Genomic DNA, 19,718 nt, shown 5'->3' with positions numbered 1-19,718 from the left:
GTGGATGGATCCTTTGCACGCGAAGATTGTTGTATTTCTGCACAAGTACCTTAGCCTAAACCACCCTGAACTTAAGTATTTACGCTCGTTAACGCCGCATGTGGCATACTGGGCAGTCGCTTAAATCTCTCCCTCCTTTTCCCTAATTCCGCGCACTAACCGCCGTTTCGAAGTGAGTGTGGTCTTATTATGAATTCCATTTTGCGCATTACCCGCAGTGCCTCTGCCCTGTGGCCCTACTATCTAGGCGTGCTGCTGACCGCCACGATAACGGCGGTCGTTGCACTGGTCTCGCCGTTTTTGACGCGCGAAGCCACCGATACCATCGTGGACGCCCTGCAGAACGACGCCCCACTGGGCGATGCGCTGCGCACGGTGCTGTTGCTGGCAGTGGCGCTTTTTCTTGCCGACGCCGCCAATGCCCTCTTCCGCAATATCGGCGGCTATATCGGCGATGTCATGGTCTCGCGTCTGCGCGAGATTTTGTCCACGCGCTACTTTGCCAAGCTGCTAGCCCTCCCGCAGGGCTATTACGATAACCAGGTCACCGGCACGATCATCGCCCGGCTGGACCGCTCGATTGCTAATATCACGCAGTTCGTGCAGTCCTTTGCCAATAACTTCTTCACGATGATCATCCAGACCCTCGCGGTGCTGGCCATTACCGCCTGGTATTACTGGCCGCTGGCCATCTTGCTCGCGCTGCTCTTCCCGGTCTATATGTGGCTTACCGCGCTCACCTCGAAGCGCTGGCAGAAGTTTGAGGCGGTCAAGAACGAGAATATCGACGTCGCCAACGGCCGCTTCGCGGAGGTCATCGGCCAGGTCAAGGTGGCTAAGTCCTTCGTGAGCGAAACCCGCGAGCTCTCCCACTTTGCCAAGCGCTACCGCACCGTGGTCGATACCACCAAGCCGCAGTCCCGCTGGTGGCACATGATGGATACCTTCCGTGGCCTAGCCATGGCTGTTATCTTCCTGGGCATTTACGGCGTAATTTTCTGGCGCACGCTCGAGGGGCATTTCTCCTTGGGCGATATGGTCATGCTGCTGCAGATGGTCTCCAGTGCGAAGCAGCCGGTCTTTATGATGAGCTGGATTGTCGATACCGCCCAGCGCGCCATCGCCGGTTCCAAGGACTACTTCAAGGTCATGGAAGAAGAGCTCGAGCCCACCGCCCCGCGCGAGCTGGTTGCGGCCACCACCGGTTCGCATACCCCGCAGCTCGACCTCACCCCGGTCAGCCCGCTGGAGCCCACACCCGGCGCGCCGGTCTTCTCCTTTGATCACGTCTCCTTCGCCTACGAGGAGGGCAAGCCCGTGGTGGAGGATATTTCCTTCGCCGCCTCTGAGGGCCACAAGGTGGCGCTCGTAGGCGAGTCCGGCGGCGGCAAGTCCACGTTGGTCAACCTCTTGCTAGGCCTTTACCATCCCTCGGCCGGACACCTGGATGTACTGGGGCACCGAGTAGACGATCTCACCGCCTCACGCCTGCGCGCCTCAGTGGGCGTGGTCTTCCAGGAGTCCTACCTCTTTTCCGGCACCATTCGCGAGAACATCGCTTATGGCAAGCCGGGGGCGACGGAGGAGGAAATCGTGGACGTCGCCAAGCGGGCCAATGCCCATGAGTTCATCCAAGCCTTCCCGGACGGCTATGACACGGTCATTGGCGAGCGCGGTCTGAAGCTTTCCGGCGGGCAGAAGCAGCGCGTTTCCGTGGCGCGCGCCATGCTCAAGGACGCGCCCATCCTGGTCCTGGATGAGGCCACCTCGGCGCTGGATACCAAGTCCGAGCGCGCCGTGCAGGCCGGCCTAGATGAGCTGATGAAGGACCGCACCACGCTGATTATTGCCCACCGCCTGTCCACCATCGCGGATGTGGATACCATCATCACCCTGGATCGCGGCCGCATAGATGAAATGGGCTCGCCGGCCGAACTGGCGCAATCCGGTGGCATTTATGCCGAGCTACTCAAGCTCACCCAATCTACCTCGGCCGCAGACCGCCGCCGGTTGAAGAAGTATGGCTTTGTCTCCGGCTCTGCCTCCGAATCCGAGGACGCGGAGGAGGACTCCCGCTGGGCCGACAAGGCAGATGAATAAAAGCGCATAAAAGCGCTGGGGTGGCCGCGGGCTTCGCGTTATGGTTATGGCCATGGAGTTTCCTAGCCTAGAAGAGTTGCAAGCCCGCGGAACCCGCAAGTGGACCGTCTTCGAGGAAGACGTCCTGCCACTGTGGATCGCCGAGTCCGATTTCCCCACCGCGCCCGCCGTAAAGAAGGCGCTGGAAGAGATGGTGGATAAGGAAACCTTTGGCTATACCCCAGCGCCCAAGGCTTCGGGGCTGCGCGAAGCAGTGGCCAATTTCTACAACGACCGCTATGGCTGGCGCCCCAACTCCGACCATATTTTCTGGATCGGCGATGTGGTGCGCGGCCTATTGCTCGGCGTGCAGTACTTCACCCGCGAGGACTCCCCCGTGATCGTGCCGGTTCCCTCCTACCCACCGCTTTTGGAACTACCACGCACCGCGGGCCGCGAGAAGATCGAGACCAGCTTGGAGCTCGACGATATTGAGCGCGCCTTCCAGCAGGGCGCGGGCTCTATTTTGCTGGCCAACCCCTATAATCCGCTCGGCCGTGTGTTGGACGAGGACTACCTCACCGGCCTGGTCGAACTGGCGGAAAAGTATGACGCGCGCATCTTGGCCGATGAAATCCATGCCCCGCTGGTCTATGAGGGCCGGCATATCCCGGTAGCCTCGCTCGGCGCGGCGGCCGCGGAGCGCACCATCACGGTCACCGCTACGTCCAAGGCCTTTAATACCGCCGGGCTCAAGTGCGCCCAGATGATTTTCTCCAACGCGGCCGATGTTCAGACCTGGAACTGCCTTTCTGGCGTGGCCAAGGATGGCACGGGCACCTTGGGCGTGTTGGCCGCGGAGACCGCCTACCGCGAGTGCGGCGACTTCCTCGATGAGGAGGTGGCCTACCTGCGCGAGACCCGCGATTGGTTGGTGGAGGAGCTGCCCAAGCGCATTCCCGGCCTAAAGACCAGCAAACCGGATGCCACCTACCTGCTGTGGTTGGACTTTGCCGATACCGCCATCGGTGGCAATCCGCAGCCGGCCAAATGGCTGCGCGAGAATGCCAAGGTGGCGCTCAACGAGGGCGATACCTTCGGCACCGGCGGCCCGGGCCATGCGCGGTTGAACTTTTCTACCTCGCGCGAAATCTTGGAAGAAGCGCTCGACCGCATGGAGCGCGCCTTTGCGGCCCTCGATTAGGCCGTCCCAGCTGGAGCCACCATGTATTCTGCGTCACCCCCACGCTTTGATTTCTCACCATATGGGCGGTAATGTCTCATTACGCGAACAGGCGTGACCCGCCACCTCGGACCGCGAAGAGGCACCCCGCCTCCGCCACCACCCTCGGCGGAATGGGAAAGCTTCCCCGCATTCTAGCTGTACATGGAAAATTAAGGAGCCACAATGGCTACCCCAGTTGCGTCAAGCACCTCTAAGCCCGGCGCCACCATCGTAATTGCGTCGCTGATGCTGTTTTCGATGTTCTTCGGCGCCGGCAACCTCATCTTCCCGCCCATGGTGGGCGTTTCGGCCGGCACCAACTTTTGGCCCGCCGTCCTCGGCTTCTTGGCCGCCGGCGTGCTCCTTCCGGTCCTAGCTATTGTTGCCGTTGCCATTTCTGGCCGCTCCGTGCGCGATTTGAGCTCCAACGGCGGCGCCCTCTTCGGCCTGGTCTTTTCCGTGATGGCCTACCTGGCCATCGGTGCTTTCTACGCCCTGCCGCGTACCGGCGCCGTGTCCATGGAAACCGCCATCACCCCGCTTCTGGGCTGGGAAGGAACGATGGCCAATGGCATCTTCAATATCGTCTTCTTCCTTATCGCTTTAGTGCTGGCCTGGAGCCCAAACACCATCATCGATACCTTGGGCAAGTTCCTTACCCCAGCCCTGGTAGCGCTGCTGTTCGTCCTTATCACTTTGGCCGCTTTTAGCAACGGCCGCGATCCCCAGACCCCTACTGAGGATTATTCTTCTTCCCCCATGGTCACCGGCCTGTTCGAGGGCTATAACACCATGGACGCGATTGCCGGCTTGGCCTTTTCCATCGTGATTGTCGGCTCTTTGCGCTCCAAGGGCTTTAAGACCAAGAAGTCCCTGGTTAACGGCACTATCACCGCCGCACTTGTGGCCGGCGGCCTATTGGCCGCCATCTACCTCGGTCTGGCTTGGGTAGGCCAAACCATTCCTAATGGCCAGTCCTATGAGTCGGGAGCGCCCCTGCTTGCCGACGCCGCCAATCTCACCATGGGCACCATCGGCCAGGCCGTCTTCTCTGCCATCGTCATTCTGGCCTGCATGACCACCGCGGTGGGCCTTATCACCTCCACCTCGGCCTTCTTTGAAATGCTGATGCCCAAGGTGAAGTACCACGTCTGGGCCTGCCTATTTACTGCACTGTCCATCCTCTTTGCCTTCCAAGGCCTGGATACAGTGCTCTCCATTGCGGTTCCATTCATTACCTTCCTGTACCCGCCGGCCATCTCCCTTATCGCTCTCACCCTGATCCAGCCGGTGGTAAAGAAGTCCGTCGTCTTTTACTGGACCTACCGCCTAGCGCTGTGGGTATCGGTGCTGTGGTCGGCTCTGTCCGTCATCGCCGCACAGGGCTGGGGCGCCGATGCACTCGATCCCATCTTGAGCCTGGCGCCCGGCCAGTCCGTGGACTTGGGCTGGATTGTTCCTACCGCTATCGCGGCAGTCATCGGCCTCGTTGTCGATATCGCCACCAAGGCCGGCGAAAAGCACGCCGCTGCCAACCCGCCGGCGGCAGAGCCGGCGGAGGCCGATGCCCTCGCTGAGGCTTAGTCTTTTAGTCCTGCCTTACCCCCGCTGGGACGTATGCACCCAGAACCCGCGGTCGAGCAGATTCTTGGGTGCATCGCGCGGCCTCGGGGTATGGGGACAGTGTACGCCGCTGATGCCCTCACTGGGTTTGGGTTACGAGCGCCCCGTCCACAGTAGGTTTAACAATCGCGACGTCCGCTTGGTAGTTTTCGACTACATCGGGCCGAGAACCGAAGGACCACATTCTGCGCGGCCAAGCCATGCAACTGGGCGCCGATTATCGCGCGTTCGGCGCCGATGTCGAGGCGCTGACCGGCTCTAGACTCAGGGCCAAACTCGTGTCACCGATGGCTGCTATCGCCACGCAAAAAGCGGAAACAACAAGCTAGCGCAGACCGTCTAAGGATGAAAATGGCTCCTCGGCCGAGTTGCCATGCAAGGGCACGCGCACCCAAGGCGATTTACTTTTGGCGAGTAGCTCGGTGAAACGTACTGTTTGTTGCTTCATAGCCGTGGCGACGTCGGGCTCGCCATCACATGCCCAGATCATTCTTCCCCACCAGAAGCTCGCGGCGACGTCGGCCCACGAGACGAAGTGGTGCTGCAGCGCCGCCACGGCCTTATCTGAAATCTGCAGAAACTCTTCTGGCGAGATCCATCCCAACTCCGTTGCTGGTCCGCCGACGTTGTGGACTCGGATAATGTCCCATGCACGAGTAGTCGTGGGGAGTGCCGGAGCTGTTGCCGAGACAAATTTTTCCGAACGCAATAACCGAACGAGATGACGGAACTTATGTTCTCCGCCGCGCGTATCTACACCCGTTCCAGCGAAGAAGTCTTTGAGAAACTCGACCTTTTCCTCGATTTCCGCCGCAAGTTCGTGTTCTGGAACATCCTTCACGGCGTAAGCAAGCGGTAATAGAAAATCATTTTCCACATGTTGGCCCCCCTCGAGGAAATGATCAATAACCTGATGAGCCTCCTGCACACCGGCTACCCCATAGCTTTGCTCAAGGAATTCTTTGTACTGCTCAGCCGTCACCTTGCCGATCTCCTTGCCCCCTAACGGAGTGGCAAACGATTTATTTTCCTTATACACCATCCCCCACGAGTGACGGCGTACCTCATCTGCGCTTGGCTCCGGTTCCGGCCATGGGAATTTGGCAAGCATGTAGGGCGTAGAATCATCAAACTTTGCGGGCGTGAACGTTGGGCTCATAACCCAACAAAGTACCGAGAATTTAGCCTAGAGTCAGTGGATCCTCCGAGAGTACCCCCATATTTGGGTTGTTTTACGTGCTAATTTGACACTCCCAAGCCGCAAATTTAGTTGGATTGTTAACCTCGATTGCATGACAGACCCCCAAACCGCATTGACCGACCGACCAGACCTCGGTGCTGCACTTGAACGTGCCGGCGATTCCGAGATCTTGCGCGCTGCCGCCGTGGCCGTTGTGGAAGGCCTTGGTGTCGACGAGATCGTGCTGGAAGCCGCCACTACTAAAGCCAGTGGGGTGGACGGTGCTGCTTTTGTCACCAACCGAAGGATTCTAGTATCCAGCAACAAAAAAGACCCATCTCATTTTGAATTTCTTGAGCTTGACAACCTCGGAAACGTCATTGCCCTGCCTTACGAAGACGGTTGGGCGGTCGTGGCACAGCTCTACGACACGTACAAAGTGTGGAGTGGTTTCACTGAAAAAGCGGCAGAACGTATACAGTTTGCTGCCCAGTGGGCTCTGACAGCAGGCAGGGAAACACGGACGGAAGCCTCGCGCTCGGTGTCTTCCACGGAGCTCTTCAAGCGATGGAAAGATAACAAGGATCGACTCAACCGCAATAGCTTGGAAGAGCATGTTGAGTCGATGCGTTCCCTATATTCCGACATTGATTCACGGTGGTGGACTGAATAATGAACCGACTTGCATACCCCGGTTCGCCCGACCGGCTTAATGGGGCAGAAGATACGTCACACATCAAGCGCTCCTCATCGAAAGCGGAGAATACCTATCGCGGATACATCGAGCACGGGTCGTTGCCAAGTAAAGGTGCGTCTCCAGCGAATGCGGCAGACGCTCGCGGCAATGGCGGGTCGCCAGGTCTCAGCACCAAAAAGCAGCTATTGCTCGTTCCGGTAGTGATAGCCGTCATCGTTGTGGTAGTGATTGCCTATTTTGCAGCCAAAGACGCGCTCTTTGGTTCCAAGTCCGAAGAGTCCGCTCCTCCGGAACAGCCCGCTGCTGACGCACCCGCTAATTCCGGTTTCGCCGACGATAACGCTACTAACGAGACCGGAGGAGATACCACGGGCGACACACTGAGCGACTTTACTCCTGCCGACCACGCACCCGAACCGATTGCTGACTTCGCGAAGTACTGCACTGATTATGACGTGCAGTTTAACTACTACGGTGCGGACGGTTCACCTGCTCCAAAGGCGAAGGGCACTAACTGTGGCGTGGATACTGCGAAGGCACCTGAGGTTGGCTTCGTACTCTTTACCGACGATCCTTCCGCCACCGCCGCTGTTCGTGACGGCAAGCCTCTCCTCGATACCGTTGAGATTCCGGCAGAATCAACGCGCGGATCAACGTTCAAGGCCCAGAAATTGGATTCTTTCACGAGCGTCGCGGAAATCCTCCCAGATAGCCAAGGAATTGTTGAGTACACGATCCAAAGCAATGACCCTGAGGTGGCAAAGAAAACGCTAGTTAACCTCGGCGTGGCCAAGTAGAAATAGGCTTACCCACGCTTGTAGAGACAGCCCATTACGTTGTTAGCGGTTCCCCTTAGGGCACCGAAGATTCATAGCCTGTCCACCCGATTGGGCAGGCTATGTTTATTTCCGTTCCCCCTCTGAAAGGACGCTAGAACTAGTCACTGGATTCGGTATGGCTTAATGCTGTCCCTGTCTTAAAATGCTCTGGGGCGGCATGCTCAAACTGCCAATAAGAACCTGACCCAACCCAGGCGGCATGAGGCCTCACAGTCTTGTGGATGCCAGTACCAACCTTGTCTACCCAGTCCCAGTGATTAAGACAAAGAAGGCAAAAGACACAACGCCACAGTCGTCGAACTCCCACCCCGACGCCTAAACGTTCTCTTTACCATGATGCGAAACGGCGAGCTCTACCGAGACATCTCCACAATCCAGGAGGCCGCAGCAGCCTAGAACCAACAGAACCTCATCCCAAGGCGATTGCACAGCAAGCCCAATCGCCTCTTCAAGATGCCCGAAAACAACATCCACAAAGCAAAGCAGAAGCCCCTCACGCCCCTCAACAACCTCACCCACGAACTTGACACCCCCTATAGGAACACCTCTCCGCAACTCACCACGGTGCCGAGGCGGAGGGGATTTTTATGTCAACAGGTCCCGGCGGCGATGCGGTATCACCTCGCCCGGAATAGTCAGGCGGCGCGTACCGTTGGAAGAAGAGAACTTAGACAGAATTTTCCGAAAGCAAAAGGAAGGCTCCCCCGTGACCGAACGCGCGCATCTTTCCGTCTTGGACTTCTGCACCATCTATGAGGGCGAAACTCCAGCACAGTCCATCGCCCGCTCCGTGCAATTGGCACAGGAAGCAGAAAAGCTGGGTTACTCCCGCATGTGGTACACCGAGCACCACAATATGAAGTCCATCATGTCCTCTTCCCCGGCCGTGCTCATTGCCCACATCGGTGCGAAGACCGAGCGCATCCGCTTGGGCTCCGGCGGCGTGATGCTGCCCAACCACTCGCCTTATGTCATCGCCGAGCAATTCGGCACCTTGGAGGAGATGTACCCCGAGCGCATTGACTTGGGCGTGGGCCGCGCCCCCGGTACGGACATGAATACCCTGGGCCGCGCGCTGCGCCGTGACGCCCACTCTGCCGAACGCTTCCCCGAAGACGTCAAAGAGCTCAACTCCTATCTCGAGGGCAAGTCTTATATCCCGGGGGTCAGCGCCGTTCCAGGTGCCAATACCAACGTGCCGATCTATATTTTGGGCTCGTCCATGTTCGGCGCCTCGCTGGCCGCCAAGCTCGGCCTGCCTTATGCCTTTGCCTCCCACTTTGCCCCGCAGCACCTCGAGCAAGCCACCACCTACTACCGCGAGCACTTCCAACCCTCCGAGCGCTTTAGCAAGCCCTATGTCATCGCCGGCGTCAACGTCACTGCCGCCGATACCACCCAAGAGGCACAGGAAGAATACGAGCGCGTGTGCTTCAACCGCGTCAAGGCCTTCGCCGGCCGCGGCAAGCACCTCACCGATGAGCAGGTAGAGCAGATCATTAGCTCGTACCAGGGCCAGCAGATCCTAGACATGCTGAAGTACTCCGCCGTCGGTACCGCCGATGAGGTGGCCAACTACCTCGATACCTTCCAAGAACACGCCAAGGCCGATGAGCTCATGGTCTCGCTGCAGTCCAGCTCGCACGAGGAAGTAATCAAAAATATGCAGCTGCTCGCGCAGGGCTGGCAGCTCGATCCGGCACGCGTAGCCGGCACCCCGAGCTAGTCTTCGGCCCGCACCTGGCCCAGGTGGTCGATGGGAACGCCGGGAAACCGTTCCCGGAGCTTTCCCTCGAGTTCCCGCGGGCCCAGGTTCGCCTGCTCCGGCAGGCGAGCCGAATACCGTTGGGCCTCGTCCAAGGTAGAAACGCGCACCCCGCCTGGAATCAGGGCAAGGAAATTCTGATCCGGCCCGAGCGAATAGAACTGCACGCGCTCTAGCTCAGAGGCGGCGAAACTGGTCCGCTGGTGGGGCAAGGAAATCTCCTCGCCGATCCGCAGCACCGGACGTGCCCGGCGCCGCCCGGAGGCCACCACCGCCAGCATGGCGCACAGCGCCCCGCCTAGGGGCATGAGCGCGGCAATGAGATAAACGGAATGCAGGCGCGAATCGGCCGGTTCCTGCAACGCCGAGTAAATAAGCACCCCACCGATAACCAGCAGCGCGACGGCGATGATGCCCGCCACCGCTACCGCCTTGCCCAGGCGCGCGCTGCCGCTGGCCGCGCGTACTTCAATCGTTTCGGTGCTCTCGTCCACGGTCACATAGCCTAGCGTGCTCGCCTAGCATCTCGGTGCTGGTCGGACGGCGCGTGACTTATTATTTGAACGCCTTTACCCGGGCAACGCGTTGTTTCTCCGTGACGCTGTTGCATTAGCGCGCCTTTGCAAAATGGAATAGCATTACTGTGTTTCGCTCCGCTGGGAAAGGCCCCGGAGAAACTAAGGACAAAGGTTGAATGAGCCCACGCGATAAACAGCAGCATAAGAAGATCGCTGATTACCTGCGAGAACAGATCAGCTCCGGCGTGCTGCAACCAGGCGATTTCCTGCCTAGTGAAGCAGACTTGTGCGAGAAGTTTTCTTCCTCCCGCGGACCCGTGCGCCAAGCCGTTGCGGCTTTGCGGGCCGAAGGGCTAGTGTCCTCAGGCCGCGGGCGCCGCTCCACCGTTTTGGCCTCCACCCAGGCTGAGCTTTTTGAATCGATTTACTCCATTTCCAGCTGGCTGAGCGAATATGACGTGGATCCGCAGCAGCACACCCTGTGGCTGGCTCGCCGCCGCGCGCCGCGGGATATCACCCGCTTTCTGCGCGTAGACCCAGAACAAAATGTCGTCTTCGTCCACCGCGTGCGCTATACCGAGGGCCACCCCATTGCCATCGAGCGGATGTATTTCCCCATGGTGGTGGGAAAGCACATCCTAGATTTCGATGCGGATGCCGGCTCCATTCATGCGCACCTGCGCGATTGCGGCGTGGATTTTGATAATGTGCGCCGCGAACTCACACTGGAGGAAGCCAATGCCGAAGACGCCGAAGCGCTTGGCGTGGCTACGGGTACCCCGCTGTGGCGTCTGCAGATGGAGATTTCCAACCACTCCGGCGAGCCGGTGGAATTGGCGGTCTACCTCTACCGTTCGGACCGCATGAAGCTAGCGATGAATAACGTGCGCGGGGGTGTATCACCCCTAGAAGTTATCCCCACCCCTGGAAATTTTGCATAAGTTTCACGGCAGATATACCCACCGGCTACCCTGCTTTCTATGAGAAGATTTCGCGCCAGTAGGGCGCTGGGCAGCCTCGCCATGGCAGCCGCTGTAGGAACACTATCGGCATGTTCCGCGGGCCATACCGCGGTGGTTGATACCACCCAGGCAGGCAGCGACACCGCACCTTCTTTCCTCACCGTGGCCTCCACCTCGGCCGCCACCTCGCTGGATTTCACGACCACCGGTGGCGCCGCCATTCCCGCAGTGCTTATGGATAACGTCTACGAGACCCTCGTGCGCATCGATGAAGACGGCTCCATTACCCCAGGACTTGCCACTTCGTGGGATATCAGCGACGATGCCCGCACCTATACTTTCCACCTGCGCGACGGCGTCACCTTTTCCAATGGCGATGCCTTTAACGCTGAGACCGCAGCCTTTTCCATTAACTATGTGCGCGAGAAGTGGACCAACGGAATCGCCGCCGCCATGGATCCGGTAGACACAGCTACCGCAGCCGAGGAACACACGCTAAAAGTGCACCTCAAGCAGCCCTCCAATGGCTGGCTGTGGTCCATGGGAACGGCCACCGGCGCGATGATGACGCCACACGGCATGGATAACCTCGCCGCGCAACCAGTGGGAACCGGCCCCTATGAGGTGTCCCGCTTTGCGCCCTCGGAATTCGTTGAGCTGCACGTTCGCGACGAATATTGGGGAAAACCCGCCGCGCAGGATGTCACGGTGCGCTATTTCCCGGATACCATCTCCTCGGTCAATGCACTGCAGGCCGGCGGCGTGGACGTGGTCTGGGGCGTGCAAAACCCGGAGCTTCTTGACGACGTCAAGGAGGGCATCGCTACCGAGGTCGGCACCACCAATGGTGAGGTGCTGTTGTCCATGAATAATGCCCGCGCACCCTTCGACGATCCACGGGTGCGCCAGGCCGTGGCCTATGCTGTAGACCGCACGGCGGCCAATGACATTTTGTGGAATGGGATGGCTAAAGACACCGGCGGCGCACCCATCCCGCCTACGGATCCGTGGTTCGAGGACAAGCACTACTACGACTACGACCCAGACAAGGCCCGCCAGCTGCTCACGGAGGCCGGCGCGGAAGGCGCCGAAATTACGCTAACTACGCCGACGCTGCCCTACGCCCAGACCGTCGCCGAGCTGTTGTACTCGCAACTTACCGAAGTTGGTTTTAAGGTGACACTGGACTCCGCCGAGTTCCCGGCCGTGTGGTTGGGCCAGGTCATGGGCGCCAAGGACTATCAGATGTCGCTCATCTCCCACGTGGAGCCGCGCGATGTGCCCACCTTGTTCGGCGATCCGGATTATTACCTCAATTACGATTCCCCACGCACCCGCGAGCTTTTGGCCCAAGCCGATTCCGCCCCCGAGAAGGACTACCCCAAGCTCATGGCGCAGGCCGTGGACCAAATCATGGCGGATGCGGGCGCGCTGACGCTCATGAATATGCCCAATATCGTGCTCACCCGCGCCGGCGTGAGCGGACTGCATCCGGATCAGGTCACTGACGCGCTCATCCTGCGCGACCTGACCTCTGCCGACGCGGACGCAGACGCTAAAACCACCGCCGCAGATAACACCGAAAAGGAGGCCCGATGAGTTCCCTTCGCACCACGGGGCGCGCCATCGTGCGCCCGCTGCTGCGCTTCGCGTTGACGCTCTTTGTAGCCTCCATCATCATTTTTGCGCTCATGCGCGCGGTGCCGGGCAACCCGGCGCGGGTGGCGCTGGGGGTGAATGCGACAGAAGAGGCCGTCGGCAAGCTCAGCTCTGAGTTGGGCCTGGATCGCCCGCTGCTTACGCAATATTGGGAGTGGGTAAAAGGCCTATTTACCGGCAGTTTTGGGCAGTCTTTGTCCTCGCAGCAGGATATTACGCCGCTGGTGCTAGACCGCGCCCAGGTCACGCTCATCCTGATTGGTTTAGCGATGCTGCTCGCACTGGCCGGGGCCATCCCGGTGGGCATGTGGCTGGCACTGCGCAACCGTACCCGCGGCGCGGATGTGGTTTCGGCCGGCACGCAGCTGGGCATTGCGGTGCCAAGCTTCCTCCTCGGCATCATTCTGGTGGCTATCTTTGCCGTCCATCTGGGCTGGCTGCCCGCCAATGGTTGGGTGCCGCCCAACCAGGGCGCGGGCGAGTTTATTCGCCACCTCATCTTGCCGGTCATTGCACTGGCCCTGGTGCAAGGCGCAATGCTGACGCGCTACGTGCGCTCGGCGGTGCTTGATGTACTGAATCAAGACTATATCCGCACCGCCCGTGCGCTCGGCCAGTCCCCGTGGGAGGCACTAAAGCGCCATGGCCTGCGCAATGCGGCGCTGCCGGTGCTTACCGTAGCCGGCGTGCAACTAACCACAATGGTCGTGGGCGCCGTGGTGATCGAATCCGTCTTTGTCATCCCCGGTATTGGTTCCATGCTCTTGGACGCGGTATCGGTGCGCGATCTGACCACGGTGCAAACCCTGGTCATGCTGCTCGTCGCCTTCGCCTTGGTGGTTAATGCCTTAACGGATGTGGCCTACCGATTCATCGATCCGCGCATCACGGCAGGTGAGAAGTAATGAAGCTGCGTTTTTCTGGCTGGCTGGGCGCCTTCCTCGTTGCCGCCACGGTGCTGGTGGCGCTACTTTCGCTGGTGTGGACCCCCTATGACCCGACGCTGGCGCACCCGGATGTGCGCCTTGCCGGTCCCAGCGCCGAGCACCTCCTGGGTACGGACCGCTTTGGGCGCGATACCGCCTCCCGCATCATGGCGGGCGCCCAGATTACGGTCTTTGTCGGTCTGGTGGCGGTGGGCATCGCCGCCCTCGTGGGCGTGCCCTTGGGCATCCTGGCCGGCATGCGCCGCGGCACATGGGTAGATGCCCTGGTGATGCGCGGCGCGGATCTGTTGCTTGCCTTCCCCGCGCTGTTGTTGGCGATTATTGCCGGCGCGGTGTGGGGCCCTTCGACGCTGACTGCCATGGTTGCCATCGGCATCGCCGGCATTCCCTCCTTCGCCCGCGTGGCGCGTTCAGGCACGCTGCAGGTTATCACGCAGGACTTTATTTCCTCCGCGCGCATTTCCGCGGTGCCGGGTTGGAAGGTGGCGCTGCGCCATATCCTTCCCAACCTCACCGGGCTGCTCATCGTGCAGGCCTCCGTCTATTTCGCCCTTGCCATCCTGGCCGAAGCCGGCCTGTCCTACCTCGGTCTAGGCACCGCCCCACCGGCGGCCTCTTGGGGCCGGATGCTGCAAGATTCCCAGTCGCTGCTGGGCACCGCTCCCCTGCAGGCCTTCTGGCCTGGCCTTGCCATTGCTGCCACGGTGCTGGGCTTTAACCTGCTTGGCGACGCCCTCCGTGACCTCCTCGATCCCCGCCTGAAAGGATCCGCGCGATGAGCCTGCTCCACGTAGATGACCTGACGGTTACCGCCACCGGGTCCACCACTGCCCTGCTAGGCCCCATCAATATCGAGCTCGCGGCCGGCGAGAAGCTCGGCATCATTGGTGAATCCGGCTCCGGCAAGTCCCTCACGGCGCTATCCATCATGGGCCTTCTGCCCGATGGGGTGCGAGCGAGCGGCTCCGTGACCGTGGACGGGACCGAGGTGATCGGCGCGCGCGATGCCCGCATCCGCCCCTTGCGCGGGTCCACCATGGCGATGGTCTTCCAAGAACCGATGAGCGCGCTAGATCCGCTCATGCGCATAGGCACCCAGCTCTCCCAGGCCGGGGTGCGCGATTGCGCGGCCGCGCTCGACGAGGTGGGCCTAGCCGCCGATGTCGCCTCCCGCTTCCCGCATCAGCTCTCCGGCGGGCAGCGCCAGCGCGTGCTCATCGCCATGGCCATGGCCGGGCGCCCCGACCTCCTCATCTGCGATGAACCAACCACCGCGCTGGATGCCACCACCCAGGACGGCGTGCTGCGCGTCATCGAGCGGGTGACCAAGGCCCACGGCACCGCTCTGATCTTTATCACCCATGACCTGGGCGTTATCCGCCGCATGTGCCCCAACGTCTTGGTCATGCACCAGGGCGCGGTGGTGGAATCCGGTCCCACCGAGCGCGTACTTGTCCACCCCGAGCATCCCTATACCCGCACGCTCATCGCCTCCTCGCGGCCGCCGGAGCTGAGCCTTTCTCCGGCCACGGCGGAGGAGGATGCGATAGTGACGCTACGCGGGGTCAGCAAGGTCCACGGCGCACATGCGGCGCTCGATGGCATCGACCTGCGCGTGCACCACGGCGAGCGCCTCGGCATCGTGGGCGGCTCCGGCTCGGGCAAGACCAGCCTGCTCAAGCTCATCGCCGGGCTCGACCAGCCCACGAGCGGTGACATCGACGTCCGCGGCCGCGTGCAGATGGTCTTCCAAGACCCGCAGGGCTCGCTTAACCCGCGGCTGAAAGTCTGGAAATCCATCGCAGAGGCCATCCCCGGCAGTCCCAGCAAGGCCGACAAGCGCGCTCGCGCCGCGGCCGCGCTTGAGGAGGTCGGCCTGCCGGCCGAGAGCCTCGATCGCTTCCCGCACGAGTTCTCCGGTGGCCAGCGCCAACGCATTTCCATCGCCCGCGCACTGTGCGGCGAGCCGGATATCTTGCTGGCCGATGAAGCTGTCTCTGCCCTCGATATGTCGGTGCGCGCCCAGGTGCTGGAGCTTTTGGCGGGGGTCATCGCCAAGCGCAAGCTGACCCTGCTCTTTGTCACCCACGATCTCGCGGTGGTGCGCCACCTATGCGATAGCGTCGCGGTCCTGGACCGCGGCCGGCTCATCGAGCACGGAGCGACCGACTCCGTATGGTCCTCGCCCAGCACGGACTACACGCGCCGGCTCATCGCGGCCGCCGACATGTAAAGCGGGTGGCTTCGGGCGTAAGGTAGTCGGGTCAGATAACTCCGCCGAGAAAGGATCCTGCTGCTCCGTGGCCACCCAGCTTGACTATCCCATCCCGCAGCGCCCCAGCACCACCCAGTTACTCACCGCGTTTAATAGCGCCTCGGTGCGCTGGCCCAGTGCCCTGCGCGCGGGCTTGGCGATTCTCATTCCCGGCGCCATCGCGCTGCTGACCGGCCACGACTACGCCATCCTGCTCATTTCCACCGGCGCGTTCACCGTCATCTTTGGCGAGGGCCACCCTTATCGCACCCGCCCCCGCGTCATGCTCACCGCCGGCACCGCACTCATTACCGTCGCGGCCGTGGGCGTGCTGGTAGGCCACCTCATCTTTGCGCCTGGCCACGGCCATTGGTGGCTGCTGCTGGCGGGCCTGTACACCACAGCGCTGGCCGCCGTGTGCGGCTTTGCCCAAAACGCCCTGCGCCTGCCGCCGCCGGGCACCTTCTTCTTGGTCATGGTCGGCGGCGGTTCGGTGATGCTCGCGCGCACCGACGTCACCGTGGGCCAGCTGCTCTTTTGGGCGCTGACCGGCATGATAGCCAGCCTCGTGCTCGGCATGGCGCCGGCGCTTATTGACTCCCACGGCCCCGAGCGCCGCGCGGTCGCCGCACTGGAAAAGGCCGCGGCCGCATTCAAAGATGACCGCGACGATTCCTTGGCCCGCCACCACCAGGCGCAGACCGCGCTCTTTGCTGCCTGGCAGGCGCTTTCCGACGCCCGCATTATCCGCGGCGGCCGCATCATCGATTCCCAGGGAGCCCACCTAGTAGAGCGCACCCTCGCAGCGCAGCACACCATCGTGGCGCATAACCGCGCCTTGGATTTGGGCGCCGATTCGGATCAGCTCACCGATAATGTCACCGACGTCGATCCGGATCGGACCGCCATCCCGCACACCCGCCCCACCGGCCGCTACCGCTTGTATCGCGCCGCGGTCCGGGATTCGCACGCCATGGTCACCACGCAAAAGGTGGTCCTTTCCGCGGCCATTACCGTGCTCGTGGGCCTTACCCTCGGCTTCGACCGCCCGGACTGGGGCGTGGTCTCTGCCTTCCTCATGCTGCAATGGGGACCCGACCATGTGCCGGGCACCGTCCGCGGCATCCACCGCATGCTCGGCTCTGTCGTCGGCGTGCTGCTGTTTTCTATCCTCCATTACTTTGGCATTCAAGGGTGGACGCTCCTGCTCGCGCTGGCCGCGTGCCAATTCTGCGCCGAAATCTTCGTGGCTAAGAACTACGCCATCTGCGTTATCTTCTCCACCCCGCTCGCCCTCCTCATGGGCAATTCCGCCACCCGTCCCCTGTGGCCGACCATCCAGGCCCGCTGCGGCGAAATCATCTTGTCCATCCTCATCGCCACCGCGGTGCTATGGCTGTGGCAGCGCAGCGCCCCCGTGCGCAATCAGGCTCGCCTGCAGGTCCGCGCGATGGAGTCCATGGCTACCCTGCTCGGCCTGCTCTTTGTCAATACCCCAGATGCCGTACTGTCCGCCCGCCGCGACCTGCAATACGAGCTGCTCTCGGAGCGCCGCGCCATCCAGTCCCTCGCCGTGGATAACCCCGATGCCGTGCGCCAATTCTGGGCCCGCCACATTGCCGTTCAGCATGCCGGCTACTTCCTGCTAGATTTCTGCACCACCCACCCGGACCGCACCGCCACCCGCGCGGAGCTTGATTCCCTCGTCCGCGAAATCCGCACCGCACGCGCCGCTTAAAACAGCGAGTACTCCTCTATAACTTCGTAGCGTGGGCCACCGCCGCGGCCCTCGCCGAGGTGCGATTGCATCAGACATACCCGGTCCGCGCGAAAATCCGGTCCCCGATACACCGATAACGCGCGCACATAATCCGCCAGCGCCCACGGCTCACGGGCCCGCCGACCAGCGCGCGCGACGGTGAGGTGGGGGCGGTGGTGGCTAAAGGGGACGTCGGCAAGCTGGCACTGCGCCATCAACTCCCGCACACCGCGCGCCTGCCCGCCGACGCCCACCCACAACGTGCGCTGCTCAAAGCTCCCCGCTCCGCTCAGGTGCACATCCAACGCCCCGCGCCCAGCCACCGCGTGAGCTAGGTGCTCGCGCACCGCCGCGGCATCATTGGGCTGATCGCCATAAAAGGCCATGGTCACATGCCAATTATCCGGATCCGTCCAACGCAGCTCATTAGTAGTTGCCGCGTGGATGGGCCGCAGCGTATGCACCAAATGCTCGCGCGCGGCGGCCGAGGGCAATAGTGCAGCAAAGACGCGGATCATGGCCTAGCTGGCATAGACGTTGAGGCGCAGTTCCGCGTCCAGCAGGTGTTCTTCCTCGCGCTCAAAGACGGCGAAGGCATGCAAAATATCCGCAACAGCGGTGGAATTATCATCAAACTCGGGCATGCGATAACTTCTTTCAAACCACAAAGGAGGCACAAGAATCACGCTCGATTCTTCTGCCTCCACATAGTAGCTGACAATGATGTAATTATCCGCCCTTGACCACCGTGACCTGCCAGCCAGCATCCCCCGAGCGATGGAAATCACGAATCTCATGGCCCTCATCGGCCGCCCACTGCGGAATGGATTCGGTGGCCTGGGTGCAGTCGAAGTCAATAACCAGTGCCTCGCCTGGCTCCAGTTCCGCCATGACCTGCTTGGCCTCGATCAACGGGAACGGGCACACCGCGCCGAGGGTATCGAGCGCATAGCGCCCACCGCCCAGCGCGCGGGCCTTGTTCTTCGCCTGCGGCTTAGTCTTGAGCGCTACCGCCCCGGTGGCAGTGGCAAAGCTCGGCAGCACCTTATCCTCGGCGGAGACCACCGAGTTATCCACGGATTCCTCGGTGGAGTAGGTCTGCGGCTGCTGCGGCTCACTCTTGGGTTTCAGCCACAGGCGCGCGCCCGCACCGACGCCCAGGGCCATAAAGAATAGCGATACCCAGCCCTGGAAGCTAAACAGGGAGGTCTCCACCATGCCATTGCCCACGGTGCAGCCGCCCGCCAGCGACGCGCCTACGCCCATCATGATGCCGCCCCAAATGGCGCGGGTCGCGGTCTGTGCATCTGGCACGCGCACACGGAACTCACCAGCGGACTTGGCGGCGATAAAAGCGCCCACCAGCAGGCCGATAACCAACAGGGTGCCCCAGTTCATGCGCGCGGAATCGCCGGTGGCGGTCCAGCGGACGATGTCCGCGGTCGGCGTGGTGATGCCGAGGCCGCCGTTGCGGCCAGCGTTGGCCGAGAGCACAAAGCCCACTGTGCCGATGATGCCGACGAGCACGGCCGCGATGTTCATGTTCAGCGGCTTGGCGTACCACGGCTGGCCCAAATCCACCTTCGGGCGGCCGGCGTCCTTTGCCCGGTAGTGGCGCCACAGCAGGAAGGTCACGCCCCACAGGACCGCCACCAGGATCCACGGTGAAATGTGCAGCGCGCCGTGGATGGTGGTGACCGGGAGGCTCCACTGCTTGAACCAGTCATTGGCGCCGGACAGCGGGCCGGACTTCATGGCCGCGGCCGAAAGCCCGTAAAACAGCAGCGCAATCCATGAGCCGACCAGGCCCTCTGCCGAGCGGTACCACGTGCCGGACGCGCAACCGCCGGACAAGATAATGCCGAGGCCAAAGATGAAGCCGCCCACGATGACGGCTACCGGCTTGAAATCGCTAATCTCCGGCGAAAGCACGCCCGCGCCAGTCAACAGCGTCAGGCCAAAAGCATGCACCGAAATCAAAATGAGCAGGGCGGTAAAGCCGCGCCAGGTCTTATTGAGGAAAATATCGCGCAGCATGCCGGTCACGCAGAAGCGCCCGCGCTGCAGCACGGCACCGAAGACGATGCCAGTGAGAAGTCCGGTAATAATCACAATTTCTCCTTGTTTCGAGTTAAGGGCTTCAGCCTACGACACCAAAGACAGAATTGTCTATATCCACTGCACAACCCTGTTTTATAGTGTGTCATTTAT

Annotated in this window: 17 protein-coding genes and 1 pseudogene; 13 read left to right on the top strand and 5 right to left on the bottom strand. The window is 61.4% G+C overall.

Annotated features, from left to right (window positions below):
• Window positions 1-189 precede the first annotated feature (189 nt).
• From MHK00_RS01410 to brnQ, 3 genes are all read left to right on the top strand, one after another.
• A complete protein-coding gene (locus tag MHK00_RS01410) occupies window positions 190-2,100 on the top strand; it encodes an ABC transporter ATP-binding protein (RefSeq protein WP_250410133.1) in 1,911 nt (636 codons plus the stop codon).
• A gap of 52 nt (window positions 2,101-2,152) precedes the next feature.
• Window positions 2,153-3,283, top strand: coding sequence for a MalY/PatB family protein (locus MHK00_RS01405; RefSeq protein ID WP_250410132.1), 1,131 nt, complete (start codon window positions 2,153-2,155; stop codon window positions 3,281-3,283).
• A gap of 204 nt (window positions 3,284-3,487) precedes the next feature.
• Window positions 3,488-4,888 carry a branched-chain amino acid transport system II carrier protein gene (gene brnQ / locus MHK00_RS01400; RefSeq protein WP_250410131.1) on the top strand — a complete coding sequence of 467 codons (1,401 nt, stop codon included), beginning with the start codon at window positions 3,488-3,490 and terminating at the stop codon, window positions 4,886-4,888.
• A 364-nt stretch (window positions 4,889-5,252) separates the two neighbouring features.
• Here brnQ and MHK00_RS01395 read toward each other — a convergent pair whose 3' ends face one another.
• Entirely contained in the window at window positions 5,253-6,086 is an 834-nt protein-coding gene (locus MHK00_RS01395; protein WP_250410130.1) for a DUF1266 domain-containing protein, read from the bottom strand.
• A 133-nt stretch (window positions 6,087-6,219) separates the two neighbouring features.
• Between MHK00_RS01395 and MHK00_RS01390 the strand changes: the two genes are divergently transcribed.
• The 4 genes and pseudogenes from MHK00_RS01390 to MHK00_RS01375 all read left to right on the top strand — a co-directional run bounded on the left by MHK00_RS01390 (window position 6,220) and on the right by MHK00_RS01375 (window position 9,369).
• Window positions 6,220-6,780 carry a hypothetical protein gene (locus tag MHK00_RS01390; protein ID WP_250410129.1) on the top strand — a complete coding sequence of 187 codons (561 nt, stop codon included), beginning with the start codon at window positions 6,220-6,222 and terminating at the stop codon, window positions 6,778-6,780.
• Window positions 6,780-7,601 carry a hypothetical protein gene (locus MHK00_RS01385; protein ID WP_250410128.1) on the top strand — a complete coding sequence of 274 codons (822 nt, stop codon included), beginning with the start codon at window positions 6,780-6,782 and terminating at the stop codon, window positions 7,599-7,601. The genes MHK00_RS01390 and MHK00_RS01385 overlap by 1 nt, the downstream gene beginning before the upstream one ends.
• Before the next feature lie 306 nt (window positions 7,602-7,907).
• Window positions 7,908-8,039 (top strand): annotated as a pseudogene (locus tag MHK00_RS01380) (IS110 family transposase); the annotation flags it as partial.
• 310 nt (window positions 8,040-8,349) lie between these two features.
• Window positions 8,350-9,369, top strand: a complete 1,020-nt coding sequence (locus MHK00_RS01375; RefSeq protein WP_250410127.1) for an LLM class flavin-dependent oxidoreductase — start codon at window positions 8,350-8,352, stop codon at window positions 9,367-9,369.
• Here MHK00_RS01375 and MHK00_RS01370 read toward each other — a convergent pair.
• A complete protein-coding gene (locus tag MHK00_RS01370) occupies window positions 9,366-9,902 on the bottom strand; it encodes a hypothetical protein (protein WP_250410126.1) in 537 nt (178 codons plus the stop codon). The two genes, MHK00_RS01375 and MHK00_RS01370, sit on opposite strands and share 4 nt — an antisense overlap.
• Window positions 9,903-10,102: 200 nt before the next feature.
• Between MHK00_RS01370 and MHK00_RS01365 the strand changes: the two genes are divergently transcribed.
• The 6 genes from MHK00_RS01365 (at window position 10,103) to MHK00_RS01340 (ending at window position 17,486) form a co-directional block, all read left to right on the top strand.
• Window positions 10,103-10,867, top strand: coding sequence for a GntR family transcriptional regulator (locus MHK00_RS01365; protein WP_250410125.1), 765 nt, complete (start codon window positions 10,103-10,105; stop codon window positions 10,865-10,867).
• Window positions 10,868-10,906: 39 nt separating this feature from the next.
• Window positions 10,907-12,487, top strand: coding sequence for an ABC transporter substrate-binding protein (locus tag MHK00_RS01360; protein ID WP_250410124.1), 1,581 nt, complete (start codon window positions 10,907-10,909; stop codon window positions 12,485-12,487).
• Window positions 12,484-13,452 carry an ABC transporter permease gene (locus MHK00_RS01355; RefSeq protein WP_250410123.1) on the top strand — a complete coding sequence of 323 codons (969 nt, stop codon included), beginning with the start codon at window positions 12,484-12,486 and terminating at the stop codon, window positions 13,450-13,452. Before MHK00_RS01360 ends, MHK00_RS01355 begins: the two co-directional genes overlap by 4 nt.
• A complete protein-coding gene (locus tag MHK00_RS01350; protein ID WP_023020977.1) occupies window positions 13,452-14,273 on the top strand; it encodes an ABC transporter permease in 822 nt (273 codons plus the stop codon). Before MHK00_RS01355 ends, MHK00_RS01350 begins: the two co-directional genes overlap by 1 nt.
• On the top strand, window positions 14,270-15,727 hold the full coding sequence (locus MHK00_RS01345) for an ATP-binding cassette domain-containing protein (protein WP_250410122.1): 1,458 nt from the start codon (window positions 14,270-14,272) through the stop codon (window positions 15,725-15,727). The genes MHK00_RS01350 and MHK00_RS01345 overlap by 4 nt, the downstream gene beginning before the upstream one ends.
• Window positions 15,728-15,794: 67 nt before the next feature.
• Window positions 15,795-17,486, top strand: a complete 1,692-nt coding sequence (locus MHK00_RS01340; protein ID WP_250410121.1) for an FUSC family protein — start codon at window positions 15,795-15,797, stop codon at window positions 17,484-17,486.
• Here MHK00_RS01340 and thpR read toward each other — a convergent pair.
• From thpR to MHK00_RS01330, 3 genes are all read right to left on the bottom strand, one after another.
• Window positions 17,483-18,025 carry an RNA 2',3'-cyclic phosphodiesterase gene (gene thpR, locus MHK00_RS01335; protein ID WP_250410120.1) on the bottom strand — a complete coding sequence of 181 codons (543 nt, stop codon included), beginning with the start codon at window positions 18,023-18,025 and terminating at the stop codon, window positions 17,483-17,485. The two genes, MHK00_RS01340 and thpR, sit on opposite strands and share 4 nt — an antisense overlap.
• Before the next feature lie 3 nt (window positions 18,026-18,028).
• Window positions 18,029-18,151, bottom strand: a complete 123-nt coding sequence (locus tag MHK00_RS11905; RefSeq protein WP_255342548.1) for a hypothetical protein — start codon at window positions 18,149-18,151, stop codon at window positions 18,029-18,031.
• A gap of 85 nt (window positions 18,152-18,236) precedes the next feature.
• Entirely contained in the window at window positions 18,237-19,619 is a 1,383-nt protein-coding gene (locus MHK00_RS01330; protein ID WP_250410119.1) for a YeeE/YedE thiosulfate transporter family protein, read from the bottom strand.
• Between the last annotated feature and the right edge of the window lie 99 nt (window positions 19,620-19,718).

Source organism: Corynebacterium tuberculostearicum (assembly GCF_022347385.1).
Lineage (GTDB): Bacteria > Actinomycetota > Actinomycetes > Mycobacteriales > Mycobacteriaceae > Corynebacterium > Corynebacterium tuberculostearicum_M.
The sequence above is the reverse complement of the archived record's forward strand: the minus strand, read 5'-3'. Positions and strand labels throughout refer to the sequence as shown.